Raw genomic sequence first — 21,191 nt, 5'->3', positions numbered from 1 at the left:
GTCATGTCAGCCACAACCTCGCGGCGCACGGCCTACGGCTTGCTGAGCGCAGGTGTTCTCGCTGGCGGGCTCGCAATGAGCGCCCTGGCACCCATTGCCGCGGCCGAACCAGTCCCCCCGACTCCCGCTCCGGCTCCCGCGGCCCCCGCCGCACCGGCACCCACCCCGAATGCCGCAGCACCCGCTGCGGCGACGGTGACTCCTGCCACACCCACGCCGGACGGGTGCCAGGCCAGCAAGATGACCAAGACCGTCGGCACCGTGGTGCAGAACGCGGCGGGCTATCTGGAGCAGCATCCAGACGTCGACCAGGCGTTCACCGAGATCAAGGCGGCCCCGCAGGACGAGATCGCCACCAAGACGCAGAGTTACCTGGTGTCGCGGCCCGATGTCGCCGGCTCACTCGGTGGCATCGCTGCACCGCTTAACGACCTGCGCACCAAGTGCGGTCTGCCGCTGGATCTGGCACAGGTTGTCAACGGCGGTGGATTGAACCCCGCCGCTATGGGTGTGAACCCGGCACTGCTGACCGCGCTGTCGCAGAACCCGGCCGCACAGTCGGTGGCGCAGAACCCGGCGGCACAGGCACTCGTGCAGAACCCGGCCGTGCAGTCCGCCATCCAGAACCAGGTGCCGGCTGCCAACTTCCCGCAGGGGCCCGGACCAGTGCCGGGACCCGCTCCAGCCGCTCCCGCTCCGGCCGGCCCGGTCGGAACAGGCCCCGCACCCGGGCCGCGCGTCTAGCCGTAGTCGTTACCAAAAGGCCGTTTGTGCACGACCCTTCTCGGGGTTCGTGCACAAACGGCCTTTTTGGCGTTTAACGCGTCAGGGCTTCGGAGCCTGCTGCCGGGGCGACATCGTCGTGACGATTGAGGTACCGCACAGAGAGCAGTACCGCGGCATAACCGGCGAGGGGAACCAGCACAGCGGCGAGACCTTCCATGCAGCCAGCTTGCGCGGGCCGTGGGCGCGGATCCAAGCGCGCTGACGAGATCCTGACGGTGGCTCTCTACTTTTTTGACGAGCCGTGGGACGTGCGGATCAGTCGTTTCGCGATGACGCGCCACCCGAGCAGGAACAGCGCAGTGACCAGCGATGCGACTATGACAAAGCTGAACGCCACACCCTGATTGCTTAGTCGTCGCAGGATCATCCCGAACAGGACCGTGCAGACCCAGACCGCGATCCCGGTGTGGGCCACCGAGGCCGGGCGGGTCCAGCCCCGGCTGAGGAGCCAGCCGATGCCGGCGCCGGTCAGGAATGGCCACGCCGTCTGCCACACGCCGAGCAGCGTGATGCCTTCGTCGTGACTGCGACGGCCGATGGTGCAGAAGACGAAGATGCCGACGGCATCCAGTACCAGTGAGAACAGTACGGATGCCGCCGGCTTCTGCGTGAGTGAATTCCGTTGCGCGCTGGGCATTCCCCGACCGTAGCGGGTGCCGTGCGGGGATCAGTTGGAGGGTGCCTCCGGGTGACCGGCCTCGATGTTGAAGGTCAGCGTGACCTTCTCGCCGACGAGCCCGGCGCCGCCGGTGACGCCGAAGTCACCGCGGTTGATCTCGGTGCTGGCTTCGAAGCCGGCGACGGTGCCGCCTTGCGCGCCCGGGCCGACACCCTCCAGGGAGAGGTTCAGCGAGACCGGCTGGGTGATGCCGTGCAGGGTCAGCTCGCCGTCGACGACATAGTCGTCACCGTCGGTGCGTACGGAAGTGGATCGGTAGGTGGCGGTGGCGTGGTTGTCGGTGTCGAAGAAGTCGGCTGAGCGCAGGTGAGTATCGCGCTGGTCGTTGCGAGTGCTAACCGAGGCCACGTCGATGGTGGCCGATACCGAGGGGGTGCCGTCTTCGGCGACCACGAGCTCTCCGCTGAAGTCGGTAAATGAGCCACGGACCTTCGAGACGCCCAGATGGCGTACGGAGAAGGTGATATCCGAGTGAACCGAGTCGATAGCCCAGGTTCCGGCGGTGAGTGTGGGGGTGGTCGTGGTCATGAGTGCTCCTCAAAGTCGGGGTGAGACACTCATACCAACCGGACTATGGTCCGGTTTATTTCGGGGGATCCGAAGAATCTTTCGGGGGTTCATCCGGGGGAGGGGCGGCGACGGGTTCGGGCTCCTTGGTTGTGCTGGGGGTGGCGTCGGGGTCGACCTGGCTCTCGTCGCGGAACATGAAGAAGAAGATGACCCAGCCGATCGCGGAGATGAAGATCCAGCTGACTGCCCGATAGATGAGCATCGCGGAGATCGCGTCGGGAAGGGTCATTCCCGAGGACACCAGGCCGGGCACCAGGAACGCCTCGACCACCAGCAGGCCGCCGGGCATGAGCGGAACCGAGCCGGCGGCACGGGCCGCGGCATAGGCCACCATGACGCCGACGAGCGACGGGCGACTGCCAACGGCATAGGCGGCGAAGGCCAAGCACGCCACATCGGCGATCCAGTTGAACAACGACCAGCCGAAGGCCTCCCCGAGGGCCCGCCGGGTCAGGGTCACCGCTTCCATCTGCTTGAGGATCTCGCGCCAGCGGGCCACCCCCATCATCGGGGGCTTGCCACGAACATCGTTGACCCAGCGCAAGACCCGGACACCGATCCCGTCGAGCATCTCCGGCCGAGACGCGACCGCCTGGGCGAGGACCAGGATGGCCAACAGGCCACCGATGCTGAAGATCAACGAGAACGGGTTGGTCTTGGCACCCAACAGGAACGCGCCGCCCAGGCCGAGGATCGCCAGCCCGACCGCCTGCAGCACCCCGGACATCACCAACTGCCAGGACGCGACCACCGGAGTGGCGCCCCATAGCCGCTGCTGCCGATAGATAAAGGTGGCCGAGAGCACGGGACCGCCGGGCAGGGTGGTGCTCAGCGCATTCCCGGCATAGAAGGCCGCCTCGGAGCGCCATTGGCGGATCTTGACGCCCGCCGAACGCAGCAGCGTCCGCTGGATCTGGGCGAAGCTGTGCATCGAGGACATGGCCGCCAGGGCTGCAGCTAGGACCCACCAGGGGTTGGCGGTCGTCAGGCTGCGCCAGGCCGAGGCCAGCTGATCGGACACGAACCCGATCTCCACCGCGAGTACGACCGCGACCACCACGAAGATCGCCCACCGCACCCACCAGTACTTTCCCCGCCGCTTGATGACGGGTTGAGGCGCCGTGGGCGCGTCATCGTCCGGACACGGGCCCGGGATGGAGCCGTCTCGCTCGGGCGGCGTGTTGCCGCCGACAAGAGGCTCACGGTCATCGGGCACGGGCACCACAGTAACGGCGCGAGCCGGTCACATCTTTCAGGTTCCCGCAGGCCACGCCAGGTGTGTCGCCCTGGTGCGGCCCCGGAGCAGCACAGAGTCGCCGTGATCCCAGTGTTTCTGTTCGTCGGGGTCGGCGAAATACAGCGCGTTGGTGGATGCGAGCAGCCGACTGGGCCGGTGTTTGGCGAGTTCGGTAAGCCGCGATGCCTCATTTACCGGATCGCCGATCACCGAATACTCGTAGCGTTCGGGGGCGCCCACGTTCCCGGCCACGGCCAGCCCGGCCGAGACCCCGATCGCGAACTCGAACGGATGCGGGAAATCCGCGGTAAGCCGTTCGCGTAGTTCGCGCGCGGCGGCCAGGCACGCCGTGGTGGCATCCGGGCGGTGCAGCGGTGCGCCGAAGACCGACAGCGCCTCATCGCCGACGAACTTGTTGACGAAGCCTCCCCGGCTGTCGACAACTTCCACCACAATGCGGAAGAAGTCGTTGAGGATCGTCAGCACCTCCTCGGGATCTCGGTCGGCTGCCATCGAGGTTGACCCGATCATGTCGACGAAAAATACTGCGACATAACGGCTTTCGCCGCCTAGGTTGGTGCCTAGCTGCAGTGCCTGGCTAGCCACATCGGCACCCACATGTCTACCGAACAGCTCGCGCAGCTGACGGCGCTCCTCGCCCACCTGCATCATCCGGTTGAACCCGGCCTGCAGGACACCGAGCTCGCTGCCGTCGTAGACATCGACGCGCGTACCGAAATCGCCCTCTGCCACATTGCTGATGGCGGCGCGCAGCTGGCGCACCGGGTCGGCCAACTGCCCGGCGGTCAGCAGGGCCAACCCATAACTTGCGACCAGGGTGGTCGAGACGATGAGTAGGACAGTGAGGGCGAGTCCTCGTGTGGAGGTCAGGTCGTCCGGCTTCCACAGGGCCATACCGCACAGCGCGATGATTCCAATGGCGGGCGCCAACGTGCCGATCCACCAGCTCAGCCGGACCCGTACGAAGACCGAGGGTGCGAAACGTCCGTGGAACTCGCTGGCACTCAAGGCCTTTGCGGCGATAGGGCGCAGGATCCGTTCTCCGAGCAGGTAGGTCAGACCGAAGCTGCCCGTCGCGGACTGCAGACAGCCGATGATGGTGGCCAGGGTCCATTTGGAGTCGTGGGCCGCACCTATGGCAATGAAGACGGCGGCACCGAGTGCCCACCCGCCGAGATGGACCAACGACTGCTGCAGAGGTGCGGTCAACGCGGTGCGCAGCTCCAGGGCTGTCGGTGGCCCGCCCCGGCAGTACCAGCGCGCCAGGCGATGCTCCATGTGCAGTGCCCAGCCGACGCTCGTGACGACCATGAGGCCGAAGAGCGCCCAGAACAAGGGCGGCCCGTTCTCGAAGACCCAGTCATGGGGTGGCTGCTTGAACGGCATCCAGTGGCGCAGGAAGTAGAACAGCAACAGGAGAGTCGCGGAGTTGATGCCGACCATGGACGCCACGAACACCGTCCAGCGTGGGCCCAGCACATGCATGGCCCGAAACCATTCGCGCAGCCGTTCCATCACTCAGGTATTCCGATCGGTCTACTCCCGTTTTACCCCAATTTCTGTGACATCACGAAGCATGCCAGTTCTTCCTGCTCTAGGGCGTGTGTATGCCCTGGACGGACCGGGAAAGGTGGGGGTATCTCGCGGAACCTACTGCGCGGTAGGGTGCCGTGCATGACGCAGCGCAGCATGCCCATCCTGGAGGGCGTGACCCACGAATACGTACAAGCCGGGGACGTGAAGATTCACGTCGCCGTCGCCGGTCCACAGGATGGGCGCCCGGTGGTGCTGCTGCACGGCTGGCCGGAAAACTGGTGGATGTGGCACAACGTCATCCCGGCGCTGGCCGACTCCGGGCACCGGGTGTACGCCATCGATCTGCGTGGCGCGGGCTGGAGCGAGGTCACTCCGAAGGGCTACGAGAAGGAGCAGTTCGCCTCCGATGTGCTCGCCGCGGCGAGTGCGCTGGGGCTGGAGAGCTTCGATTTGGTCGGCCATGACTGGGGCGGCTGGACCGCGCAGCTGGTCGCGCTGAAGGCGCCACAACGCATCCGGCGGCTGGCCATCCTCAACATCCCGCCGGTGTGGCAGGAGCCGGGACGCGTCGCCAGGCACGCCCACAAGCTGGCCTACCAGCTGGTGGTGGGCGCTCCGCTGGTCGGGCCGTTATCGCACCTGTCGCCGACGCTGTGGTGGTTCATCCGCCGCAGCGGCATGCCCAAAGAATCGGTGGACTTCTTCCGGAGCTGCTTCCGGGACCGCGACCGCCGCGTTGCCGGATCCAAGATCTACCGGTCCATGGTCGGCAAGGAGTTCGCCAAGCTGGCGCGGGGACCGTACGACGATCAGAAGCTCGCCATGCCGGTGCGGGTGCTGTTCGGGCTCGACGATGTGGCCGTGCATCCCTCGCTTCTGGAGGGCTTCAGGGATCATGCCGACGATCTGAACATCACCGAGGTGCCCAACTGCGGTCACTTCATCGTCGACGAACAGCCCGAACTTGTGGTGAAGTGGCTGACCGAGGTGCTGGCCGAGCCTGTCGCGCAGGGGTAGATCTACTGCTCTTCGCCTACGTTGCTGGGTTAGGCTCGCCGCATGACGCACGCTGACGCCGCCGAGTCGGTTCATCCATATGTGCGCAAGGGGGCTGCCTGGTCCTGGCGCCTGCTGGTGCTGCTCGCCTTCGGGCTCACATCGCTGTGGTTGTTCTGGCACCTCAAGACGATCACCATCCCACTGCTACTTGCTCTGATGGGCGCGGCACTGTTGGTGCCGACGGTCAACTTCCTTGAACGGCATAAGGTTCCGCGCTCGCTGGCGGTAGTGGTGGTTCTCCTCACCGGTACCGCAGCGGTCGGCGGAATCCTGACGTTCGTGGTGGACCAGTTCATCAAGGGCTTGCCCGACCTGTCGACCCAGCTGACCAACAGCATCGATTCGCTCAAGAACTGGGCCATCAACAGCCGGTTCCACGTCAGCGAAGAACAGATCGGCAAGGCCGGCGATGCGTTGGTCAACAGCATCAAGGACAACCAAGACAAGGTGACCAGCGGGGCGCTGGCCACCGCCACCACGGTCACCGAGATCATCACCGGCCTCGTGCTGACGCTGTTCACGCTGATCTTCTTTCTGTATGGCGGCAAGGAGATCTGGGAGTTCATTACCCGGATATTTCCCACGGATGTGCGGCCGCGGGTGCGCCGTGCCGGTGTTCTGGGCTTCGGCTCGCTGATCGGCTACGTGCGGGCCACCTTCGCAGTGGCGCTCGTCGACGCCGTGGGCATCGGTGTGGGTCTGGCGGTTTTCAGTGTGCCGCTTGCGCTTCCGTTGGCCTCGCTGGTCTTCCTGGGAGCGTTCATCCCGATTATCGGTGCCGCGATATCTGGATTCGTGGCGGTGTTCATCGCGCTCATCACCAACGGGCCCTTCACCGCGGCGATGATCCTGGTGATCGTCATCGTGGTGATGCAGGTGGAAGGCCATGTGCTGCAACCGCTCATCATGGGGCGTGCGGTCCAAATCCATGCCTTGGCGGTGGTGCTGGCCATTGCGACCGGCGGCGTGCTGGGTGGCATCATCGGCGCGCTATTGGCCGTGCCGGTTGTCGCAGTGCTCAACACTGCCATCCGTGCACTGATAGAACGGGACGACTCCGACGATCCGTATCTGATTGAAGGAGAAGAGGAGGCGGAGATCCTCGATCCGGAGATGGTGCCCGACAAGGGCCCGCCGGCGGTCAACGCCGGCCCGGGCAACGGAGTACCGGAATTGGGCCCGGCTCCGCCCAAGGAGTGACGGAGCGTCTGCGATGAACCTCTTGGGTGAAGAGCATCAAATGATGAGCCTCTTGGGTGAAGAGCATTGAGCAGCGCATCCGGACACGGAACCGTCCCACGCTGGGTGAGCGGTAACGATCCGACGGCGTCGCTGTGGCGGGCCGCGCAGGTGTTCCGGCTGGCGAGCTTTGGGTACGCGCTGCTGGCCTCACAGTGGGTGTCCTACACGCACTACGACCGGCAGGCGCTGAGCTGGGCGCTGTACGCTGTCATGGCGATATGGACGGGGTTCGCGGCAGTCGCGCTGTCTCGCAACTGGTTCCGCCGGTGGCAGCTGGTGCTGTGTGACCAGGTGATCGTGATTGCGCTCATGCTCGCCGGACGTCTGGTGGTCGATGTGCAGTGGTACAGCGGGCATCAAGCCCTGCCGACCACGCTGTGGGTGGCCAACGCGGTGGTGTCCGTGGGGCTGCTACGCGGACAGCTGGCCGGTGTCATATCCGGTTTCGTTCTCGCCGCTGTCAGCATCGCGGCGCGTGGACTCCCGGTCAGCGCGCTGTGGCTCGATTCGACCATGCCCGCGTTGGTGGTGGTGGGGCTCGCGATCGGTGCCGCGTCGACTACCGCGAAGCGCACCTTCTACGAACTGCGCCGCGCGGAACGAGCGGCCGCGGCGGCGATCGAACGCGAGCGGTTGTCCCGGCAGGTGCACGACGGAGTGCTGCAAGTGCTGTCCTATGTGAAGCGGCGAGGTACCGAGATCGGTGGCCCGACAGCGGAACTCGCTGCGATCGCCGGTGAACAGGAAGTTGCGCTCCGGGAGCTGATATCGGGTGCGACACAGACCACGCTCGCCGATGACGAATTGGTCGATCTGCGTCCACTCCTGCGCACTCAGGCCAGTACCGCCGTTTCGGTGTCGGCCCCGGGCTCGCCCGTGCTTATCGGTCAGCACATGGGCAGTGAACTGGCCGCCGTGGTGCGTAGCGCACTGTCCAATGTGGCATTGCATGCCGGACCGGAGGCGCACGCGTACGTGCTCATCGAGGATCTGGAGGATTCGGTGGTCGTGACGGTGCGCGATGACGGCAGCGGTATTGCGGACGGCAGGCTGGATCAGGCCGAACGTGAGGGACGGATGGGCGTGTCCCGGTCGATTCTGGGCCGGGTGGCGGATCTTGGCGGCGCGGTCCTGCTGGAGACCGCGCCCGAGGAGGGAACCGAATGGGAGATCACGGTGCCTAAATCTCAGGAGGTGGGGTTATGACCGAGAGTCCCGAAAGCACTGACAACGAGCCTATTTCGGTGATGGTGGTCGATGATCATCCGATGTGGCGCGATGGCGTTTCCCGTGACCTGCAGGCGGCGGGGCTGCGGGTGGTGGCCACTGCCGACGGTGTCGCCTCATCAGGCCGGATCGCGGCGACGGTGAAACCCGATGTGGTGCTGATGGACATGCAGCTGACCGATGGTGATGGCGCACAGGCCACCGCAGCTGTACTGGCGGTTTCCCCGGGCAGCCATATCCTGGTGTTGTCGGCCTCCGCTGAACGCGAGGACGTACTGGAAGCGGTGAAGGCCGGAGCCACGGGGTATCTGGTCAAGAGCGCATCCGCTGTCGAGCTCATCGACGCCGTGAATGCCACGGCCAAGGGCCAAGCGGTATTCACGCCGGGCCTGGCCGGGTTGGTGCTCGGAGAGTTCCGGCGCATGTCGAGCACACCCGCGACGGATACCGATGACACGCCAAGGCTCTCCGACCGGGAAACCGAGGTGCTGCGGCTGGTCGCGAAAGGATTGAGTGCCAAGCAGATTGCGACTCGACTATCGCTGAGCCACCGAACCGTCGAGAATCATGTGCAATCGACCCTGCGTAAGCTCCAGCTGGGCAACCGTGTGGAACTGACCCGGTACGCCATCGAACACGGGCTCGACGAATAGATTATTCAGCCGGTGACGACCTCTGGCGCCGAATGCGCGAATCGATAGTTGTCTAGGCTGAATGTCCTGCTGCGCCAGGCGGTTTCATAGTTGCGATGGGGCGGAGCGTCGTTGTTCTTGTCGAAGTAGTAGCTGTTGACGTGCGCGGAGCTGTCCTGCCAGAAGATCTGTCGATGTCGGCTGTCCGGCAGCACGCGCCTAGCAAATAGTGTCGACATGGGTTTGTGAGGCGTGCGCGATGCGCCCGGCGCTACCTTCTCGGCTATTGCGGGGGAACGGTGAGCGGTAGCGCTGGTGGGGAGTTGGGATCGCGGCATTCCGCTGCCACCGGCCCGATCGACCCCCCGGGCCGAGGTGTAACCCCAAAACTCCCTGATTACTGCATGATTCGTGCCGACAGCGGTGGGTCGATATGGGCCACATTGACTGCGACTACATAATGTGTGATCTGGCGCACAGTAGACCAATCGGTGTGATTTAGGATATGACCGACTATTCAATTAACGATTGATCGTTTATCGTCAACGCTCACTGGCACCGCAGCCCGTGGCTCGTCAGCGAATGCCGGAATCAATGAGGAGTCTGGAATGCGTGGTGCGCCGATCCGTGCGTCACTTCCCGTCGTCGGACGAGAAGTGACGCTGTGTCCAGCTCTGTCGTGACCGCACCTGCCGGACAAGTCGCGGCCGAAGACGGTGCAGCGGTAATCCAGGATTGGGCCACCGGGTATGTCAAGCGGCACCCGCTCGAATCTCTGAGCACGGTCGGTGAGCAGTTCATGCTTGGGGTCCGCACTATCCAGTGGTTCTTCATCGACCTGTTCACCGGACAGTTCCAGTGGCAGGAGTTCGTCAGGCAGGGCGCCTTCCAGGCCTCGACGGCCATCGTTCCGGTCATCCTGGTGACGTTGCCTATCGGTGTCACGCTGTCGATCCAATTCGCCTTGCTGGCAGGCCAAGTGGGTGCGACCTCATTGGCCGGCGCGGCCAGCGGTATCGCGATCATCCGCCAGGCCGCCTCGCTGGTGGCCGCGGTGTTGATGGCTTCGGCCGTGGGATCGGCGATCACCGCGGACCTCGGTTCTCGCACCATGCGCGAGGAGACCGATGCCATGGAGGTCATGGGTGTCTCGGTGATCCGTCGGCTGGTGGTGCCCCGGTTCGCCGCGGCGATCATGATCGCCGTAGCGCTGACGGGTGTGGTGTGCTTCGTAGGATTCCTTGGCGCCTACCTGTTTAACGTTTACTGGCAAGGCGGCGCGCCCGGCAGTTTTGTGTCTACCTTCGCCTCCTTCGCCACCCCTGGCGACATGGTGTTGGCGGTACTGAAGGCAATCATCTACGGAGCCATCGTTGCTGTGGTGTCGTGTCAAAAGGGCCTGTCCACCAAGGGTGGTCCCATTGGTGTTGCCAACTCCGTGAACGCCGCGGTGGTGGAATCGATCCTGTTGTTGATGGTCGTGAATGTCGCCATCAGCCAGCTGTACATCATGTTGTTCCCGCGAACGGGGCTGTGACATGACGGTATCCAGCTATCTGGCGCCAGGGCGTCGGCCGTTCATACTCATCTACAACAGGATTCGTCGACCGCTGATGCGGTTCGGCCACATGGTGGCCTTCTTCTTTCGCACTCTCGGCGCTATCCCGGTGGTGCTGCGGCAGTACCGGAAGGAGTTTCTGCGCCATCTTTCCGATATCGCCTGGGGCAATGGATCATTGGTGGTCGGCGGTGGAACTGCGGGAGTGGCGTTGGTCCTGGGGGTCACTGCAGGCGCACTCGTCGCCATCGAGTCGTACAACTTCCTGGACCTTCTCGGGCTGGGACCCGCCACCGGCATCATCAGCTCGCTGGCCAGTACTCGGGAGCTCGCGCCGATCATGGCCTCCCTGGCATTCGCGATGCAGGCGGGTTGCCGGTTCACCGCACAGCTGGGGTCGATGCGGATCGCCGAGGAGATCGACGCCATGGATTCCGTTGCCATTAGGCCGATCCCGTTCCTGGTGACAACTCGGCTGATGGCGGCGGTTATCGCGGTGATCCCGCTGTATCTGGCCTGCTTGGCGATCAGCTATATGTCCTGCCAGGTCATGGTGGGCATCCTCAGCGGCGGCTCGGTGGGTTCCTATCTGCACTACTTCGGTATTGGTGTCAGCGGTATCGACATCGTGTATTCGATCATCAAAACGGTGGTCTTTGTGTGGATCGCCTCAACGGTCCAGTGCTACTACGGCTTCTACGCCAGCGGTGGGCCCGAGGGCGTGGGAATTGCTGCCGGGCATGCCATGCGTGCCGCCATCACAGTTGTCGTGATGGTGAACATGCTGCTGACCATGGCGCTGTGGAGCGTCGATGCCGGCGCCAGGCTGGGTGGCTGATGCCGAATTCCTTTGAAGTGGATGGGCGCGGCCCTTCCGATAACCAGCTTCTTGCGGTTTCCGTTGTGACAATCGCGGCAATCGCGGCACTCACCGGGACCATGCTGTTGAAGTCTGCGGGGCGGCTCGATGATCACGTCCGAGTGGTGGCCGATCTGGTGAATGTCGGTGACGGGCTGCCGCAGAAGTCGGACGTGAAGTATCGCGGCGTGCTGGTCGGCGAGGTCGACGAGGTCATACCGGCGATCGGCAACAAACCGAACTTCGTACATATCAATCTTAAACCCCAGTACGCCAAGTCAATCGCGGCGACCGCCACCGCCCGCGTGGTGCCGAGCAATGTGTTCGCGGTGTCTTCGGTGCAGCTGGTCGACCGCGGACCCGGTGCCCCCATCCGCGCCGGCGCCCACATCGCCGAGGACCAACAGCTGCCCACCGTGTTGTTCCAGACCACCGTGAGCAAGCTGCGTGATGTCCTCAATGCCACCGGCCGTGGTCGTGAAGACAACTCGGTCGGCATCCTGGCTGCGGTGGGGGCAGCCACCGACAGCCGACGGGTCAAACTGCTCACCGGTGGCGCCCAGCTCAACCGGCTCATCGCCGAGCTGAACGCGATCGTGGCCACCGACGCCGGGCCCTCGACCGCCTCGGCACTGCTCGATGCCACCGAAGGCCTTAAACAAACCGCTCCCGATCTGCTGGACTCACTGCACCAGGCGGTGCGGCCCATGCAGACTCTGGCCGAGAAGCGCGAGCAGCTGACGAGCCTGGTACACGCCGGGCTGACGACAGTGGGCAACACCAGGCAGGCCTTCGACAACCACACCGACCAGCTCATCGGCATCACCACCGGGCTCACCCCTCCGATCGGTGTTTTCGCCAAGAATGCCGACAAGTTTGTTCCGATTTTCCGGAATATGAACAAGCTGTCCCGCAACTGGTTTGAGCAGATGTGGATGGCAGACCGGGACCTCCCGAACATGCCTATCGCCGTGACACTGGCCCCCAGCTACACCTACACCCGTGCCGACTGCCCGCGCTATGGCGAGATAAAGGGGCCGAGCTGCTTCACCGCCCCCGAACAGGTGGTGCGCCCGGATCTTCCCGAGACACTGCTCCCGCAGAACTACAAGCCACCGGCGGATCTGACGCCACCGGCTGGAACGGTAGTGGGTCCCAACGGAAACCTCGTCGCAGTGGGTCCGCCGAATGTCACGCCGCCGGGCGGCCCGAACCTGGTCGACCCCAACCCACCGCTGCCGTGGTGGCAGCCTGTCCCGGCACCTCGCGTGCCCGGCACCTCTGATCCCGAGGACGTGCAACCGCCGACAGCAGCGCCCGCCTCATTTGGCGGGAACGTCGGACCCGTTGGTAGCCGGCGTGAACGGGATCAGCTCGGTGTGCTCACCGGTGGTCCGGCGACTCCCGCCACTCAGCTGCTGCTCGGGCCGGTGGCTCGGGGGACCGCAGTGTCGTTCGTTAAGGAGGTACCGCGGTGAAGTTCCGTGGTCCGTTGATCGCACTGGTGGTCTTCATGACCGTGGCCATGACACTCAGCTGGTTGGTATACGCCACACTGCGCCGCGATGTATCGGGAAGCACCACGGCGTATTCGGCGGTATTCACCGATGTGTATGGCCTGCGTGATGGGGACGATGTGCGCATGGCCGGTGTGCGGGTGGGCCGTGTGCAGAAGATCGAGCTGGTCGACAACGAGCAGGCCAGGGTCGACTTCGTGGTTCAGAACGACCAGAAGCTCTACGGCAACACGATTGCCTCGGTGACGTATCAGAACATCGTGGGCCAGCGTTATCTCGGTCTGTCGCCGGGCAAGTCCGGTGACCCCGCCAGCAGCACAGTGCTCTCCGCAGGGGCGACGATCCCAGTGGAGCGCACCGACCCGTCCTTCGATGTGACGACACTGCTCAACGGTTACGAGCCCTTGTTCAGCACGCTGTCCCCGGAGCAGGCCGACAACCTGACCAAGGGTGTCATTCAGTCGCTCCAGGGGGATAACGCCTCGATTGTCACCCTGGTCAATCAAACCTCGGTTTTGACAAGAACATTCGCGGGCCGCGACCAGGCGCTGGGCAACGTGATCACCAGCATGAACACCGTGACGGGCAATCTCGCCCAGCAGAACGACGGCCTGGACAACATGCTGACCCAGACGCGACAGATGGTGTCGGACCTGGATCGCAAGCGTCCCGAGTTGGTGTCCTCGGTGGGGTCGCTGGCGCAGACCATGCGTCGCCTGTCGAAGATCACCAACGAAGTCAACCCGTCGCTTGACGAGCTGATTACCCGCCAGCCCGGATTCGGCAAGCACGTGGTGAGTATCGAACCTCAATACGCCTTCCTGGGGGACAACCTCCCGATCGTGCTGAAGGGGCTGTCCCGCTTCTACTCCGAGGGTGCGTTCATCAACGTCTACATGTGCGATCTGAACCTCACCGGCTTCTTCCCGGGCCTGAACGACGTGATACCGATCATCGTCAACGCGGCGACACCCGGAAACGTGGCTCAGTACACCCCGCGATGCAGGAACATGGCCAATGGCTGAGCAATCCAGGTGGCAGAGGATCAAGAACCGACCGGTCGAGACCTACAACAAGACCTGGCTGGGGTTCATTGCCATCGCGGTGATCGGAACCCTCGTGGGCGGAATGCTGCTCATCAAGGCCATCGGCCTCGGCTACACGAGCTACACCGCCGAGTTCGCGCAGGCCGCGTCGCTGCGCTCGGGCCAGCCGATCACCGTGGCAGGCATCCCCGTCGGGAACATCACGAGCATGAAGCTGGTCGGCGATCACGTCGAGGCCGGGCTGAGCGTCCGCGACGACATCAAGCTCGGCAAGGACACCAAGGCCTCGATCCGGGTCACCACGATTCTGGGCTCCCGGTACCTGGATTTGCGTCCCAGGGGTGCAGGACCGTTACCCGACAAGACAATTGATCTTGCGCATACCGAGGTTCCCTACGATCTGCAGTCCGCGTTGGCCGGGGCGACGAACACCTTCGATCAGGTCGATTTCGACAAGGTGGCGCAGTCACTGAGCATCCTGGGCAAGCAGCTGCAGGGGCTGCCCGATGTCATTCCACAAGCTATGGCGAACATTCAGACGCTGTCCTCGGTTATTGCCGATCGGCGCGATCAACTTGGCGCCCTGCTTAAGAGCACCGAGAGGATCACCAACACGCTGCGCCGCCAGCAGTCCGGTATCGGCGTTCTGGTCAACCAGGGACAGGATCTACTCGGTCAGTTCGTAATGCGCAGCAGTACCTTCCACACGATGCTGCAGTCGTTCACAAATCTTGTCGAACAACTCAGCAAGGTTGTCGTCAAGGACCGGCCGCAGCTCATCGAGATGCTGAAGACGGCACATGAGCTCTCCGACATGCTGGGTAAACACGATGACCTGCTTCGGAGCCTTTACCCGATTGCACCGGTCTTGTTGCGCGGGATCGCCAATTCCACCGGCACCGGTAACGCCATCGATATCAACCTGACGAACGGTCTGCTGGTCGACTCGTGGATGTGTGCGATCAGCGGTCGGGCAAAGCAATTCGGAATGATCCCGTATTTCAAGGACTGCAAGTGACGAACAAGGGCGACAAAAGAAGTCGGCTGATGGCCATGATCGGCACGTTGGCCGTAATGGCCGCGGCCATTGTTGGTGCCGGCGCGTACTACGTGAAGTCGAAGCTGGATAACATCACGCTGACCGCGCAATTCGAGAATGCCTCGGGCCTTTATGAAGACAATGTGGTTGCGGTGCTGGGCATGCCGGTCGGCAGGATCACGAGGATCACGCCCAAGTCGGGGTACGTGGAGGTGCAGTTCACCGTCGACAAGGACGTGAAGGTGCCCGCCGATGTGCAGGCCGTCACGCTGTCGACGTCGATCTTGACCGACCGCCAGGTGGAGCTGTCCCCGCCCTACCGGGGCGGACCCACACTAAGGGACGGTGACACGATCGGGCTGGGCCACACCAAGACCCCGGTGGAGTTCGATCGGGTGCTGGGCACACTGGACCGGCTTTCGCTGTCCCTCAAGGGAGATGGCAAAGGACAGGGCCCGGTAGCCGATATCATCAACTCCGCCGCCGGAGTCGCCGATGGTAACGGTGAGAAGATCAAGGCCGGGCTGGGGGAGCTGTCCAAGGCGCTGCGGCTGAGCTCGGAGGGTGGGGCGACCACCCGCGAGCAGATGACCACCATCATCAAAAACGTCAGCTCTCTATTCGACGCGGCGGCGGCCAATGACGGCAAACTGCGTGAATTCGCTTCTACCGTGCGTCAACTGAGTCGGATCCTCGATGATGAGGCGTTGGGCACCGGCTCCACCGGCCGCAGGTTCAACGATCTGGTCAAGCAGGCTGGTGACATCGTCGAAGCCAACCGCGGCGACCTCAAACAAACCATCCTCAACTCCAACACCGCCCTCAAGGCGGTGGTCGATAACCAGCGCGAGATCTCCGAGTTCATCGACGTCACCCCGCTGGCGTGGGACAACATGTACAACGTCGTGGACCAGGACAACAAGCGACTGCGCGTCCGGTTCATGACGGATCGGCTGCTGTTCGAGAGTCAGATGGACAAGGAAATCTGCAACATGATGGGACTGCGCCAATTGGGTTGCGGCACAGGAACCCTGCAGGACTATGGGCCTGATTTCGGGCTGACCTACGTCCTGGATGGACTCGCGGCGATGGGACAGAAATGATGGCCGCACGTACGGGGTTGATGGCGTCGGCCGCAGTGGCTGCCACCCTCCTCAGCGGATGCGCGACCAACGGCCTGGGTGACCTGCCGTTGCCCGCTCCCGGGATCGGTGACGGTGGCTATCACCTCACTGCGCTCTTCTCGAATGTCCTGAATCTGCCCGCCAGTGCGAAGGTGAAACTCGCTGGTGCCGATGTGGGGCAGGTCGACGAGATGCGAGTAAGCAACTTCACGGCCATCACCACACTGCGCATCCTCGACGGGGTGCGGCTGCCCAGGGGCAGTACCGCCGAATTACGTTCGGCCACACCGCTGGGTGATGTTTTTGTCTCGATCCGGCCCCCTGCAGGAGTGCCCTCGGACGGACCGGTCCTCAAGGACGGCGATACCATTGGTCTCGACGCGACGACCGCCGCAGCGACGGTGGAGTCGGTGCTGAGCTCGGCCGCGCTCGCCTCCAACGGCGGCGCGGTGCGCAACCTCACCAACATCGTCAATGGATTCGGCAAGGCAACCGGCGATCAGGGCCAGGCGTTCGGCGACTTGATCAAGGACTCCAATCAGCTACTAAGCAAGCTGAATTCACGCTCTGCGCAAATCTCCGAGGCTCTCGCGCAGACCTCGCAGTTGGCCGATAGGCTCGATGCCAAGAACCAGACTGTCGCCGATATCGTGACAGCGGCGGGGCCGGCGACGGAGACTCTGGCCGCCAACACCGCGCAGCTGTCCGAACTCCTGCTCACAGTGGGTGATACGACACGCCAGCTGCAGAAGTTCCCGTCGATCGCCGGTACCGATACCAGCGGTCGCAGCATCATCGCCGATGCCAATACCGTTTCCCGGGCCTGGAACGATGTGGCACAGGATCCCGACACCAGCCTCGCTTCGTTCAACCGAATCCTCCCAACTGCCATCAAAGCAACTGCCGGAAACTCGCTTTCGCTGCAGGCGTCGCTCGACCAGCTGGTCCTGGGGTCAATACCCGATGTCGGCTCGCTCGCCGATATCGGTACCCACGGGCCCAAGCGGTCCAACTGGGCGCAGCTGGCGGGCTCCATCAAATACACGCTCTGGCGCCTGCAGGAGCGCGTCGTGGGCAAGGGTGCGTACGGCCAGGACACTCCGGTGCGCCCCAGCCCCACCGAACCCGGTGTCATCGAGCCTGTTCCGGCGGCCCCAGGTGGTGGACGATGATCAACGCGATCGCCAATCCGCTGGTCGGTGCTGTGCGTGCCGGCCATCGCCAGAAGGTAGCGCTCTCGGGTGTAGCGCTGGCGTTGACCTTGGTTCTGGCAGTGACCTACTTGTTCGCGGGTGCATTGCGGGCCAACCCCTTTGCGTCCACCTATCGTGTCACCGTGAAGCTGCCGGAGTCCGGTGGGCTGCTGCCTCGGCAGGATGTGGCATTGCGGGGAGTCAAGATCGGGACGGTGCAGTCGCTGGAGATTACCCAGCAGGGTGTCGAGGCGACCGCCGAGATCCAGTCGAAGTACACGATCCCCGCGGCGGCCAAGGTTCGAGTGACCGGCCTCTCTGCCGCGGGTGAGCAGTACCTCAACTTCGAAGGCACACCCGATCAACAGGGCCCATTCCTTAAGGACGGCAGTGTGATTGCCGAGGGTGTGCAGGTACCGGTGACGCTGGCCAAGCTGCTCGCTGATGCTGATGGGCTGTTGGCGCAGGTGGACCCCAAGAAGCTGGAGTTGATCAAAAGGGAGCTGAGCCTGAGTAAGGAGGGCCCGCGCAAGCTCACCGAGATCATCGACGGCGGCACCTTCTTGCTCAGTACCTTGGATTCGGTCTTGCCGGAAACCACCAGCATCCTCAAGACCAGCCGGGTGGTGCTGACCTTGGCTGCCGATAAAAACTCCGGTATCAAGGCCACCGCCGACAGTCTGGGCCGCACCCTACGCGGTGTGGACAAGATGCAGAACGGCTACCGCACCCTGGTAGGACAGACGCCCACAACACTGGGCGCGGTGGACAACCTGTTCGCCGATAATTCCGACACCATGGTCACCCTGCTCGCCAGCCTGGCCACCGTTTCGCAGATGCTCTATGTTCGCGCACCTGCCATCAATGCGTTTTTTCCCAACTACCGCGGATCGACGTTCGGCGCGATCGCTGACACCATGCGCGACAACGGCCTCTGGGCCACCGCCGACCTGTATCCACGGTATGCCTGTGATTACGGCACCCCTCGTGTGCCACCGTCTACCGCCGATTTTCCCGAGCCGCCGCTTTATACCCATTGCGTCAGTGATGATCCGGCGGTGTTGATTCGCGGCGCCAAGAACGCACCGCGGCCCGCGGGCGATGACACAGCTGGCCCGCCGCCGGGCGCCGACCTCGGGAAGAGGACCGATCCCACTCCCAAGGGGAGGTTCACCGTCCCGACTCCACAAGGCGGGCCGACGCTGCCCATCGAACCTCCGCGCTGATCGAGATATGCGGTTGGTTGGAGTGCCACATGAGTGACGAGAACAATCCAACCGCACCACGGCAGCGCCTGGCGCGGGGACAGGGGTGGAGGCTGCGGCAGCAGATCGTCGATACGGCGATGGACCTCATCCTCAGGTCCGGCGAGGCCCGCGCTCCCTCGGCCCGCGAATTGACTCGGGAGCTGGGTATCACGGCACCGTCCCTGTACCGGCACTTTTCGAGCACCGATGAGTTGGTGGACGCCTTGTGCTCGAAGTACTTCGAACAACTCGGCGAGGCGCTGCAGCGGGCGACGTTCAACATCTCCACGGCGCTGGAACGACTGCGAGCGCTGGGCCTGGCCTACGTGCGCTTCGCCGCGCAGAACCCGCATTTGTACCGGTTCGCGACCGCACGCCCGCCGCGCCTCGGCAGCGAATCGGACGAGATACTCAGCAGTTCAGCCTTTCTCCACCTCCGCGGCGTTGTTCAAGAACTCGTCGACGAAGAACAGTTCCCGCCGGGTGACACCCTGGAGCCTGCCCTGCAGCTGTGGGCGATCACTCACGGGGTCGCCTCGCTGCTGGTGACGAGGCCACACCTGCCGTGGGGGGAGCAGGAATCCTTTGCATCCCGAACCCTTTACGCCGCGTATCTGGGACATGTAGCGGCAGAAGACCTAGACCGTGCGGGCCCCGGTGATGAGTAGACCTACCTAGCGCGGTGAGAAACCCCTACTCGCGGTAGTAGGTCTACGTGTTCACCTCAGATCGAGTAGCCGTCACGCTGAGAGGCATGACAGATCCACAGTTGCAGCAGATGACCGCGACGTTGGACGAACTCGACGGGCGTGAGCGTGCGCTGCGTGCCGAGCTCGATGCGCTGCGGGGCCGGATGATCGAATGGACCCAGGCCGAATACCATAAGGCTCAGCAGTATTGGGACGAGTGCCGGCGCACTCAAGGCGCCACACCGGCCGCCGCGCCGGTCCCGGTACCACCGGTCCGGATACCCGTGACGGTGCAGGTGCCGGCCGCGCCTAGGACAGCACCTCCTCAGCAGAAACCGTTCTGGGCACGTGAGGGATTCGCCAGCAAGGCGATGGCCTTCGCGGGTGCGGTCGTGACACTCGCCGGGGTGGTCATGCTCCTGGTGCTGGCCGCCAAGAGCGGGTACTTCGGTCCGATACCACGCATGCTCTCCGGTGCCGTCCTCGCGGCCGGTCTCATTGGACTGGGCATCCGGGTGCATTCTCGTCCCGGGGGCCGGATTGGTGGTATTGCCACCGCAGCAACAGGATTCGCGGCCGCATTCTTCGACGTGCTGGCACTGACGGTGATTTACGACAAGATTCCGGTGCTGGCGGGACTGGTTCTCGCGTTGGCTATCGCCGGCGCCGGCCTGGTGCTGGCGCGGAAGTGGAACTCGCAGCCCTTTGCCGTGGGTGTGGTCGCGGCGATCACCTCCTTGGCTCCGTTCCTCACCGATGGGTTCACCGCGGAACTCGCCGCCTTCGCGCTGGTGCTGCTGATCGCGAGCCTGCCCGCTCAGATCGGCCGGAATTGGCCAGTGCTGCACGCCTTCCGGACCGTTGGCGTCACCCTGACGCTCCTCGCGGCCATTCGTGCCGCCGCGGGACATCCGTATGCTCTGCTCATCATGGCGGTGCTGGCACTGCTGGTGACCCTGCTGGGGTCGCTGTGGCTGCTCACCGGCGACCATGCCGGCCAGGGTGACCTGACTTCGTCGGTGATGATCGGTATCGCCTCTATTCCGGTTCTCTACAGTGCCCTGTCCTTCGCGGTGTGGCCGCTCGGAGTGCTGGTACCTGTCGGGGTCGCCGCGGTGATGGGCGCGGTGCTGCTGTTGGTCGGTGGCCTTCCGGTGCATGCGCGCATCACCATGACTGCGGTCGCGGGTCTGGCGCTGCTACAGGCCTCGGTCGAGGGCACACACGCGGCCTTGCTCGCGGTCGTGTTGCTGGCCATTGGGTTGTCCTTCTCCGCCATCGGCTATCAACTGCGGGACCGTATTTCATTGGTAGTGGGTCAGGTGTTCGGCGCGCTGGGCGGTATGGCGTACATCGCGTACGTGCCCCCGGAGCTGCTGACGGACTCGAGCAGCGCCGTGCACGTGGCGGGGCCGCTGTTGATCGTCGCGAGCGTGCTTGCGGCCGTCACAGTCGGCATGGTGATGGCGGCCATGAACCGGGTCGGCTGGGCGAACCCGGAGTCCGCTCCCGTGCGAGGTGTGGTGGCCGGGGTGTCGATGCTGTATTCGGGGACCGCTGCAGTCATTCTGTCGGGCACCGCGCTGCTCGGCAATATCGACGGGTTCCTGCTGGGCCACGGTCTGGCAACGGTGTCTTGGATGGCAGTATCCGTGGCGCTCCTACTCGCCGGACTGCGGCACTACCGCGACCAGAGTTGGGTGACCAGAACGGGATTCGTGCTTGCCGCGATGGCCGTCGCCAAGCTGTTCCTGTTCGACCTGGCCACCCTTGACGGTATCGCACGGATCGGTGCGTTCATCGTCACCGGCCTTCTGCTGCTTGGCGGCGGCACGCTGTACGCGCGTGAATATGCAACTCGCGGTGAACTATCCATAACCGAGCTGCCCGTCAAGTAGCCCATCAGGCTCCGTGAGTGGTGGTGGAGAGG

21 protein-coding genes are annotated in these 21,191 nt (G+C 64.0%); 15 read left to right on the top strand and 6 right to left on the bottom strand.

Going from position 1 to position 21,191, the window contains the following annotated elements:
• Positions 1 to 3: 3 nt before the first annotated feature.
• Positions 4 to 744, top strand: a complete 741-nt coding sequence (locus MLB1_RS08995; RefSeq protein ID WP_180749297.1) for a hemophore-related protein — start codon at positions 4 to 6, stop codon at positions 742 to 744.
• Between the two features lie 73 nt (positions 745 to 817).
• Here the strand turns inward: MLB1_RS08995 and MLB1_RS24045 are convergent, their stop codons facing one another.
• The 5 genes from MLB1_RS24045 to MLB1_RS08975 all read right to left on the bottom strand — a co-directional run bounded on the left by MLB1_RS24045 (position 818) and on the right by MLB1_RS08975 (position 4,811).
• Complete coding sequence (locus MLB1_RS24045; RefSeq protein ID WP_255485624.1) at positions 818 to 943, bottom strand: hypothetical protein; 126 nt, start codon at positions 941 to 943, stop codon at positions 818 to 820.
• Positions 944 to 1,009: 66 nt separating this feature from the next.
• Complete coding sequence (locus MLB1_RS08990; protein ID WP_180749296.1) at positions 1,010 to 1,423, bottom strand: DUF3054 domain-containing protein; 414 nt, start codon at positions 1,421 to 1,423, stop codon at positions 1,010 to 1,012.
• Between the two features lie 30 nt (positions 1,424 to 1,453).
• The gene (locus MLB1_RS08985; protein WP_180749295.1) at positions 1,454 to 1,993 is read right to left on the bottom strand and encodes a YceI family protein; all 540 of its coding nucleotides are present in this window, start codon (positions 1,991 to 1,993) and stop codon (positions 1,454 to 1,456) included.
• Between the two features lie 55 nt (positions 1,994 to 2,048).
• Positions 2,049 to 3,260, bottom strand: a complete 1,212-nt coding sequence (locus MLB1_RS08980) for a YbhN family protein (protein ID WP_180749294.1) — start codon at positions 3,258 to 3,260, stop codon at positions 2,049 to 2,051.
• A gap of 27 nt (positions 3,261 to 3,287) precedes the next feature.
• Positions 3,288 to 4,811, bottom strand: coding sequence for an adenylate/guanylate cyclase domain-containing protein (locus MLB1_RS08975; RefSeq protein ID WP_180749293.1), 1,524 nt, complete (start codon positions 4,809 to 4,811; stop codon positions 3,288 to 3,290).
• Between the two features lie 156 nt (positions 4,812 to 4,967).
• Between MLB1_RS08975 and MLB1_RS08970 the strand changes: the two genes are divergently transcribed.
• The 4 genes from MLB1_RS08970 to MLB1_RS08955 all read left to right on the top strand — a co-directional run bounded on the left by MLB1_RS08970 (position 4,968) and on the right by MLB1_RS08955 (position 9,010).
• Positions 4,968 to 5,846, top strand: coding sequence for an alpha/beta fold hydrolase (locus MLB1_RS08970; protein WP_180749292.1), 879 nt, complete (start codon positions 4,968 to 4,970; stop codon positions 5,844 to 5,846).
• A gap of 42 nt (positions 5,847 to 5,888) precedes the next feature.
• Positions 5,889 to 7,088: an AI-2E family transporter gene (locus MLB1_RS08965; protein WP_180749291.1), complete on the top strand. Its 1,200-nt coding sequence runs from the start codon at positions 5,889 to 5,891 to the stop codon at positions 7,086 to 7,088.
• A gap of 105 nt (positions 7,089 to 7,193) precedes the next feature.
• On the top strand, positions 7,194 to 8,336 hold the full coding sequence (macS, locus tag MLB1_RS08960) for a MacS family sensor histidine kinase (protein ID WP_180749785.1): 1,143 nt from the start codon (positions 7,194 to 7,196) through the stop codon (positions 8,334 to 8,336).
• A gap of 41 nt (positions 8,337 to 8,377) precedes the next feature.
• Positions 8,378 to 9,010, top strand: a complete 633-nt coding sequence (locus MLB1_RS08955) for a response regulator transcription factor (protein ID WP_180749784.1) — start codon at positions 8,378 to 8,380, stop codon at positions 9,008 to 9,010.
• 5 nt (positions 9,011 to 9,015) lie between these two features.
• On the opposite strand, the gene MLB1_RS08950 is transcribed toward MLB1_RS08955, so the two are convergent.
• Entirely contained in the window at positions 9,016 to 9,204 is a 189-nt protein-coding gene (locus MLB1_RS08950; protein ID WP_180749290.1) for a hypothetical protein, read from the bottom strand.
• A 464-nt stretch (positions 9,205 to 9,668) separates the two neighbouring features.
• On the opposite strand from MLB1_RS08950, the gene MLB1_RS08945 reads away from it, so the two are divergent.
• The 10 genes from MLB1_RS08945 to MLB1_RS08900 are packed head-to-tail and all read left to right on the top strand — an operon-like array spanning position 9,669 to position 21,159.
• A complete protein-coding gene (locus MLB1_RS08945; RefSeq protein WP_180749783.1) occupies positions 9,669 to 10,526 on the top strand; it encodes an ABC transporter permease in 858 nt (285 codons plus the stop codon).
• A gap of 1 nt (position 10,527) precedes the next feature.
• The gene (locus MLB1_RS08940; RefSeq protein ID WP_180749289.1) at positions 10,528 to 11,385 is read left to right on the top strand and encodes an ABC transporter permease; all 858 of its coding nucleotides are present in this window, start codon (positions 10,528 to 10,530) and stop codon (positions 11,383 to 11,385) included.
• Complete coding sequence (locus tag MLB1_RS08935; RefSeq protein WP_180749288.1) at positions 11,385 to 12,884, top strand: MCE family protein; 1,500 nt, start codon at positions 11,385 to 11,387, stop codon at positions 12,882 to 12,884. The genes MLB1_RS08940 and MLB1_RS08935 overlap by 1 nt, the downstream gene beginning before the upstream one ends.
• Complete coding sequence (locus MLB1_RS08930; protein WP_180749287.1) at positions 12,881 to 13,948, top strand: MlaD family protein; 1,068 nt, start codon at positions 12,881 to 12,883, stop codon at positions 13,946 to 13,948. The genes MLB1_RS08935 and MLB1_RS08930 overlap by 4 nt, the downstream gene beginning before the upstream one ends.
• Positions 13,941 to 14,987, top strand: a complete 1,047-nt coding sequence (locus tag MLB1_RS08925; protein ID WP_180749286.1) for an MlaD family protein — start codon at positions 13,941 to 13,943, stop codon at positions 14,985 to 14,987. The genes MLB1_RS08930 and MLB1_RS08925 overlap by 8 nt, the downstream gene beginning before the upstream one ends.
• Positions 14,988 to 15,016: 29 nt before the next feature.
• Positions 15,017 to 16,111 carry an MCE family protein gene (locus MLB1_RS08920; protein WP_358146130.1) on the top strand — a complete coding sequence of 365 codons (1,095 nt, stop codon included), beginning with the start codon at positions 15,017 to 15,019 and terminating at the stop codon, positions 16,109 to 16,111.
• On the top strand, positions 16,111 to 17,304 hold the full coding sequence (locus tag MLB1_RS08915; protein ID WP_180749781.1) for an MlaD family protein: 1,194 nt from the start codon (positions 16,111 to 16,113) through the stop codon (positions 17,302 to 17,304). Before MLB1_RS08920 ends, MLB1_RS08915 begins: the two co-directional genes overlap by 1 nt.
• On the top strand, positions 17,301 to 18,551 hold the full coding sequence (locus tag MLB1_RS08910) for an MlaD family protein (RefSeq protein ID WP_180749285.1): 1,251 nt from the start codon (positions 17,301 to 17,303) through the stop codon (positions 18,549 to 18,551). Before MLB1_RS08915 ends, MLB1_RS08910 begins: the two co-directional genes overlap by 4 nt.
• Positions 18,552 to 18,580: 29 nt before the next feature.
• A complete protein-coding gene (locus tag MLB1_RS08905) occupies positions 18,581 to 19,240 on the top strand; it encodes a TetR/AcrR family transcriptional regulator (protein WP_180749284.1) in 660 nt (219 codons plus the stop codon).
• Positions 19,241 to 19,287: 47 nt separating this feature from the next.
• Positions 19,288 to 21,159 (top strand): DUF2339 domain-containing protein, encoded by a 1,872-nt coding sequence (locus tag MLB1_RS08900; RefSeq protein ID WP_180749283.1) that lies wholly within the window; start codon positions 19,288 to 19,290, stop codon positions 21,157 to 21,159.
• Positions 21,160 to 21,191 lie beyond the last annotated feature (32 nt).

This window comes from Mycobacteroides sp. LB1, from assembly GCF_013449725.1.
Classification (GTDB): Bacteria; Actinomycetota; Actinomycetes; order Mycobacteriales; family Mycobacteriaceae; genus Mycobacterium.
This window is presented reverse-complemented; position numbering and strand designations above follow the sequence as displayed.

Excerpts from the sequence above, each read along its gene's own strand:
- MLB1_RS08915 (WP_180749781.1), top strand. The coding sequence starts at position 16,111 with ATGGCCGCACGTACGGGGTTGATGGCGTCGGCCGCAGTGGCTGCCACC.
- MLB1_RS08920 (WP_358146130.1), top strand. The coding sequence starts at position 15,017 with ATGGCCATGATCGGCACGTTGGCCGTAATGGCCGCGGCCATTGTTGGT.
- MLB1_RS08940 (WP_180749289.1), top strand. The coding sequence starts at position 10,528 with ATGACGGTATCCAGCTATCTGGCGCCAGGGCGTCGGCCGTTCATACTC.
- MLB1_RS08935 (WP_180749288.1), top strand. The coding sequence starts at position 11,385 with ATGCCGAATTCCTTTGAAGTGGATGGGCGCGGCCCTTCCGATAACCAG.
- MLB1_RS08970 (WP_180749292.1), top strand. The coding sequence starts at position 4,968 with ATGACGCAGCGCAGCATGCCCATCCTGGAGGGCGTGACCCACGAATAC.
- MLB1_RS24045 (WP_255485624.1), bottom strand. The coding sequence starts at position 943 with ATGGAAGGTCTCGCCGCTGTGCTGGTTCCCCTCGCCGGTTATGCCGCG.
- MLB1_RS08985 (WP_180749295.1), bottom strand. The coding sequence starts at position 1,993 with ATGACCACGACCACCCCCACACTCACCGCCGGAACCTGGGCTATCGAC.
- MLB1_RS08925 (WP_180749286.1), top strand. The coding sequence starts at position 13,941 with ATGGCTGAGCAATCCAGGTGGCAGAGGATCAAGAACCGACCGGTCGAG.
- MLB1_RS08990 (WP_180749296.1), bottom strand. The coding sequence starts at position 1,423 with ATGCCCAGCGCGCAACGGAATTCACTCACGCAGAAGCCGGCGGCATCC.
- MLB1_RS08965 (WP_180749291.1), top strand. The coding sequence starts at position 5,889 with ATGACGCACGCTGACGCCGCCGAGTCGGTTCATCCATATGTGCGCAAG.
- MLB1_RS08995 (WP_180749297.1), top strand. The coding sequence starts at position 4 with ATGTCAGCCACAACCTCGCGGCGCACGGCCTACGGCTTGCTGAGCGCA.
- MLB1_RS08955 (WP_180749784.1), top strand. The coding sequence starts at position 8,378 with ATGGTGGTCGATGATCATCCGATGTGGCGCGATGGCGTTTCCCGTGAC.
- MLB1_RS08905 (WP_180749284.1), top strand. The coding sequence starts at position 18,581 with ATGAGTGACGAGAACAATCCAACCGCACCACGGCAGCGCCTGGCGCGG.
- MLB1_RS08910 (WP_180749285.1), top strand. The coding sequence starts at position 17,301 with ATGATCAACGCGATCGCCAATCCGCTGGTCGGTGCTGTGCGTGCCGGC.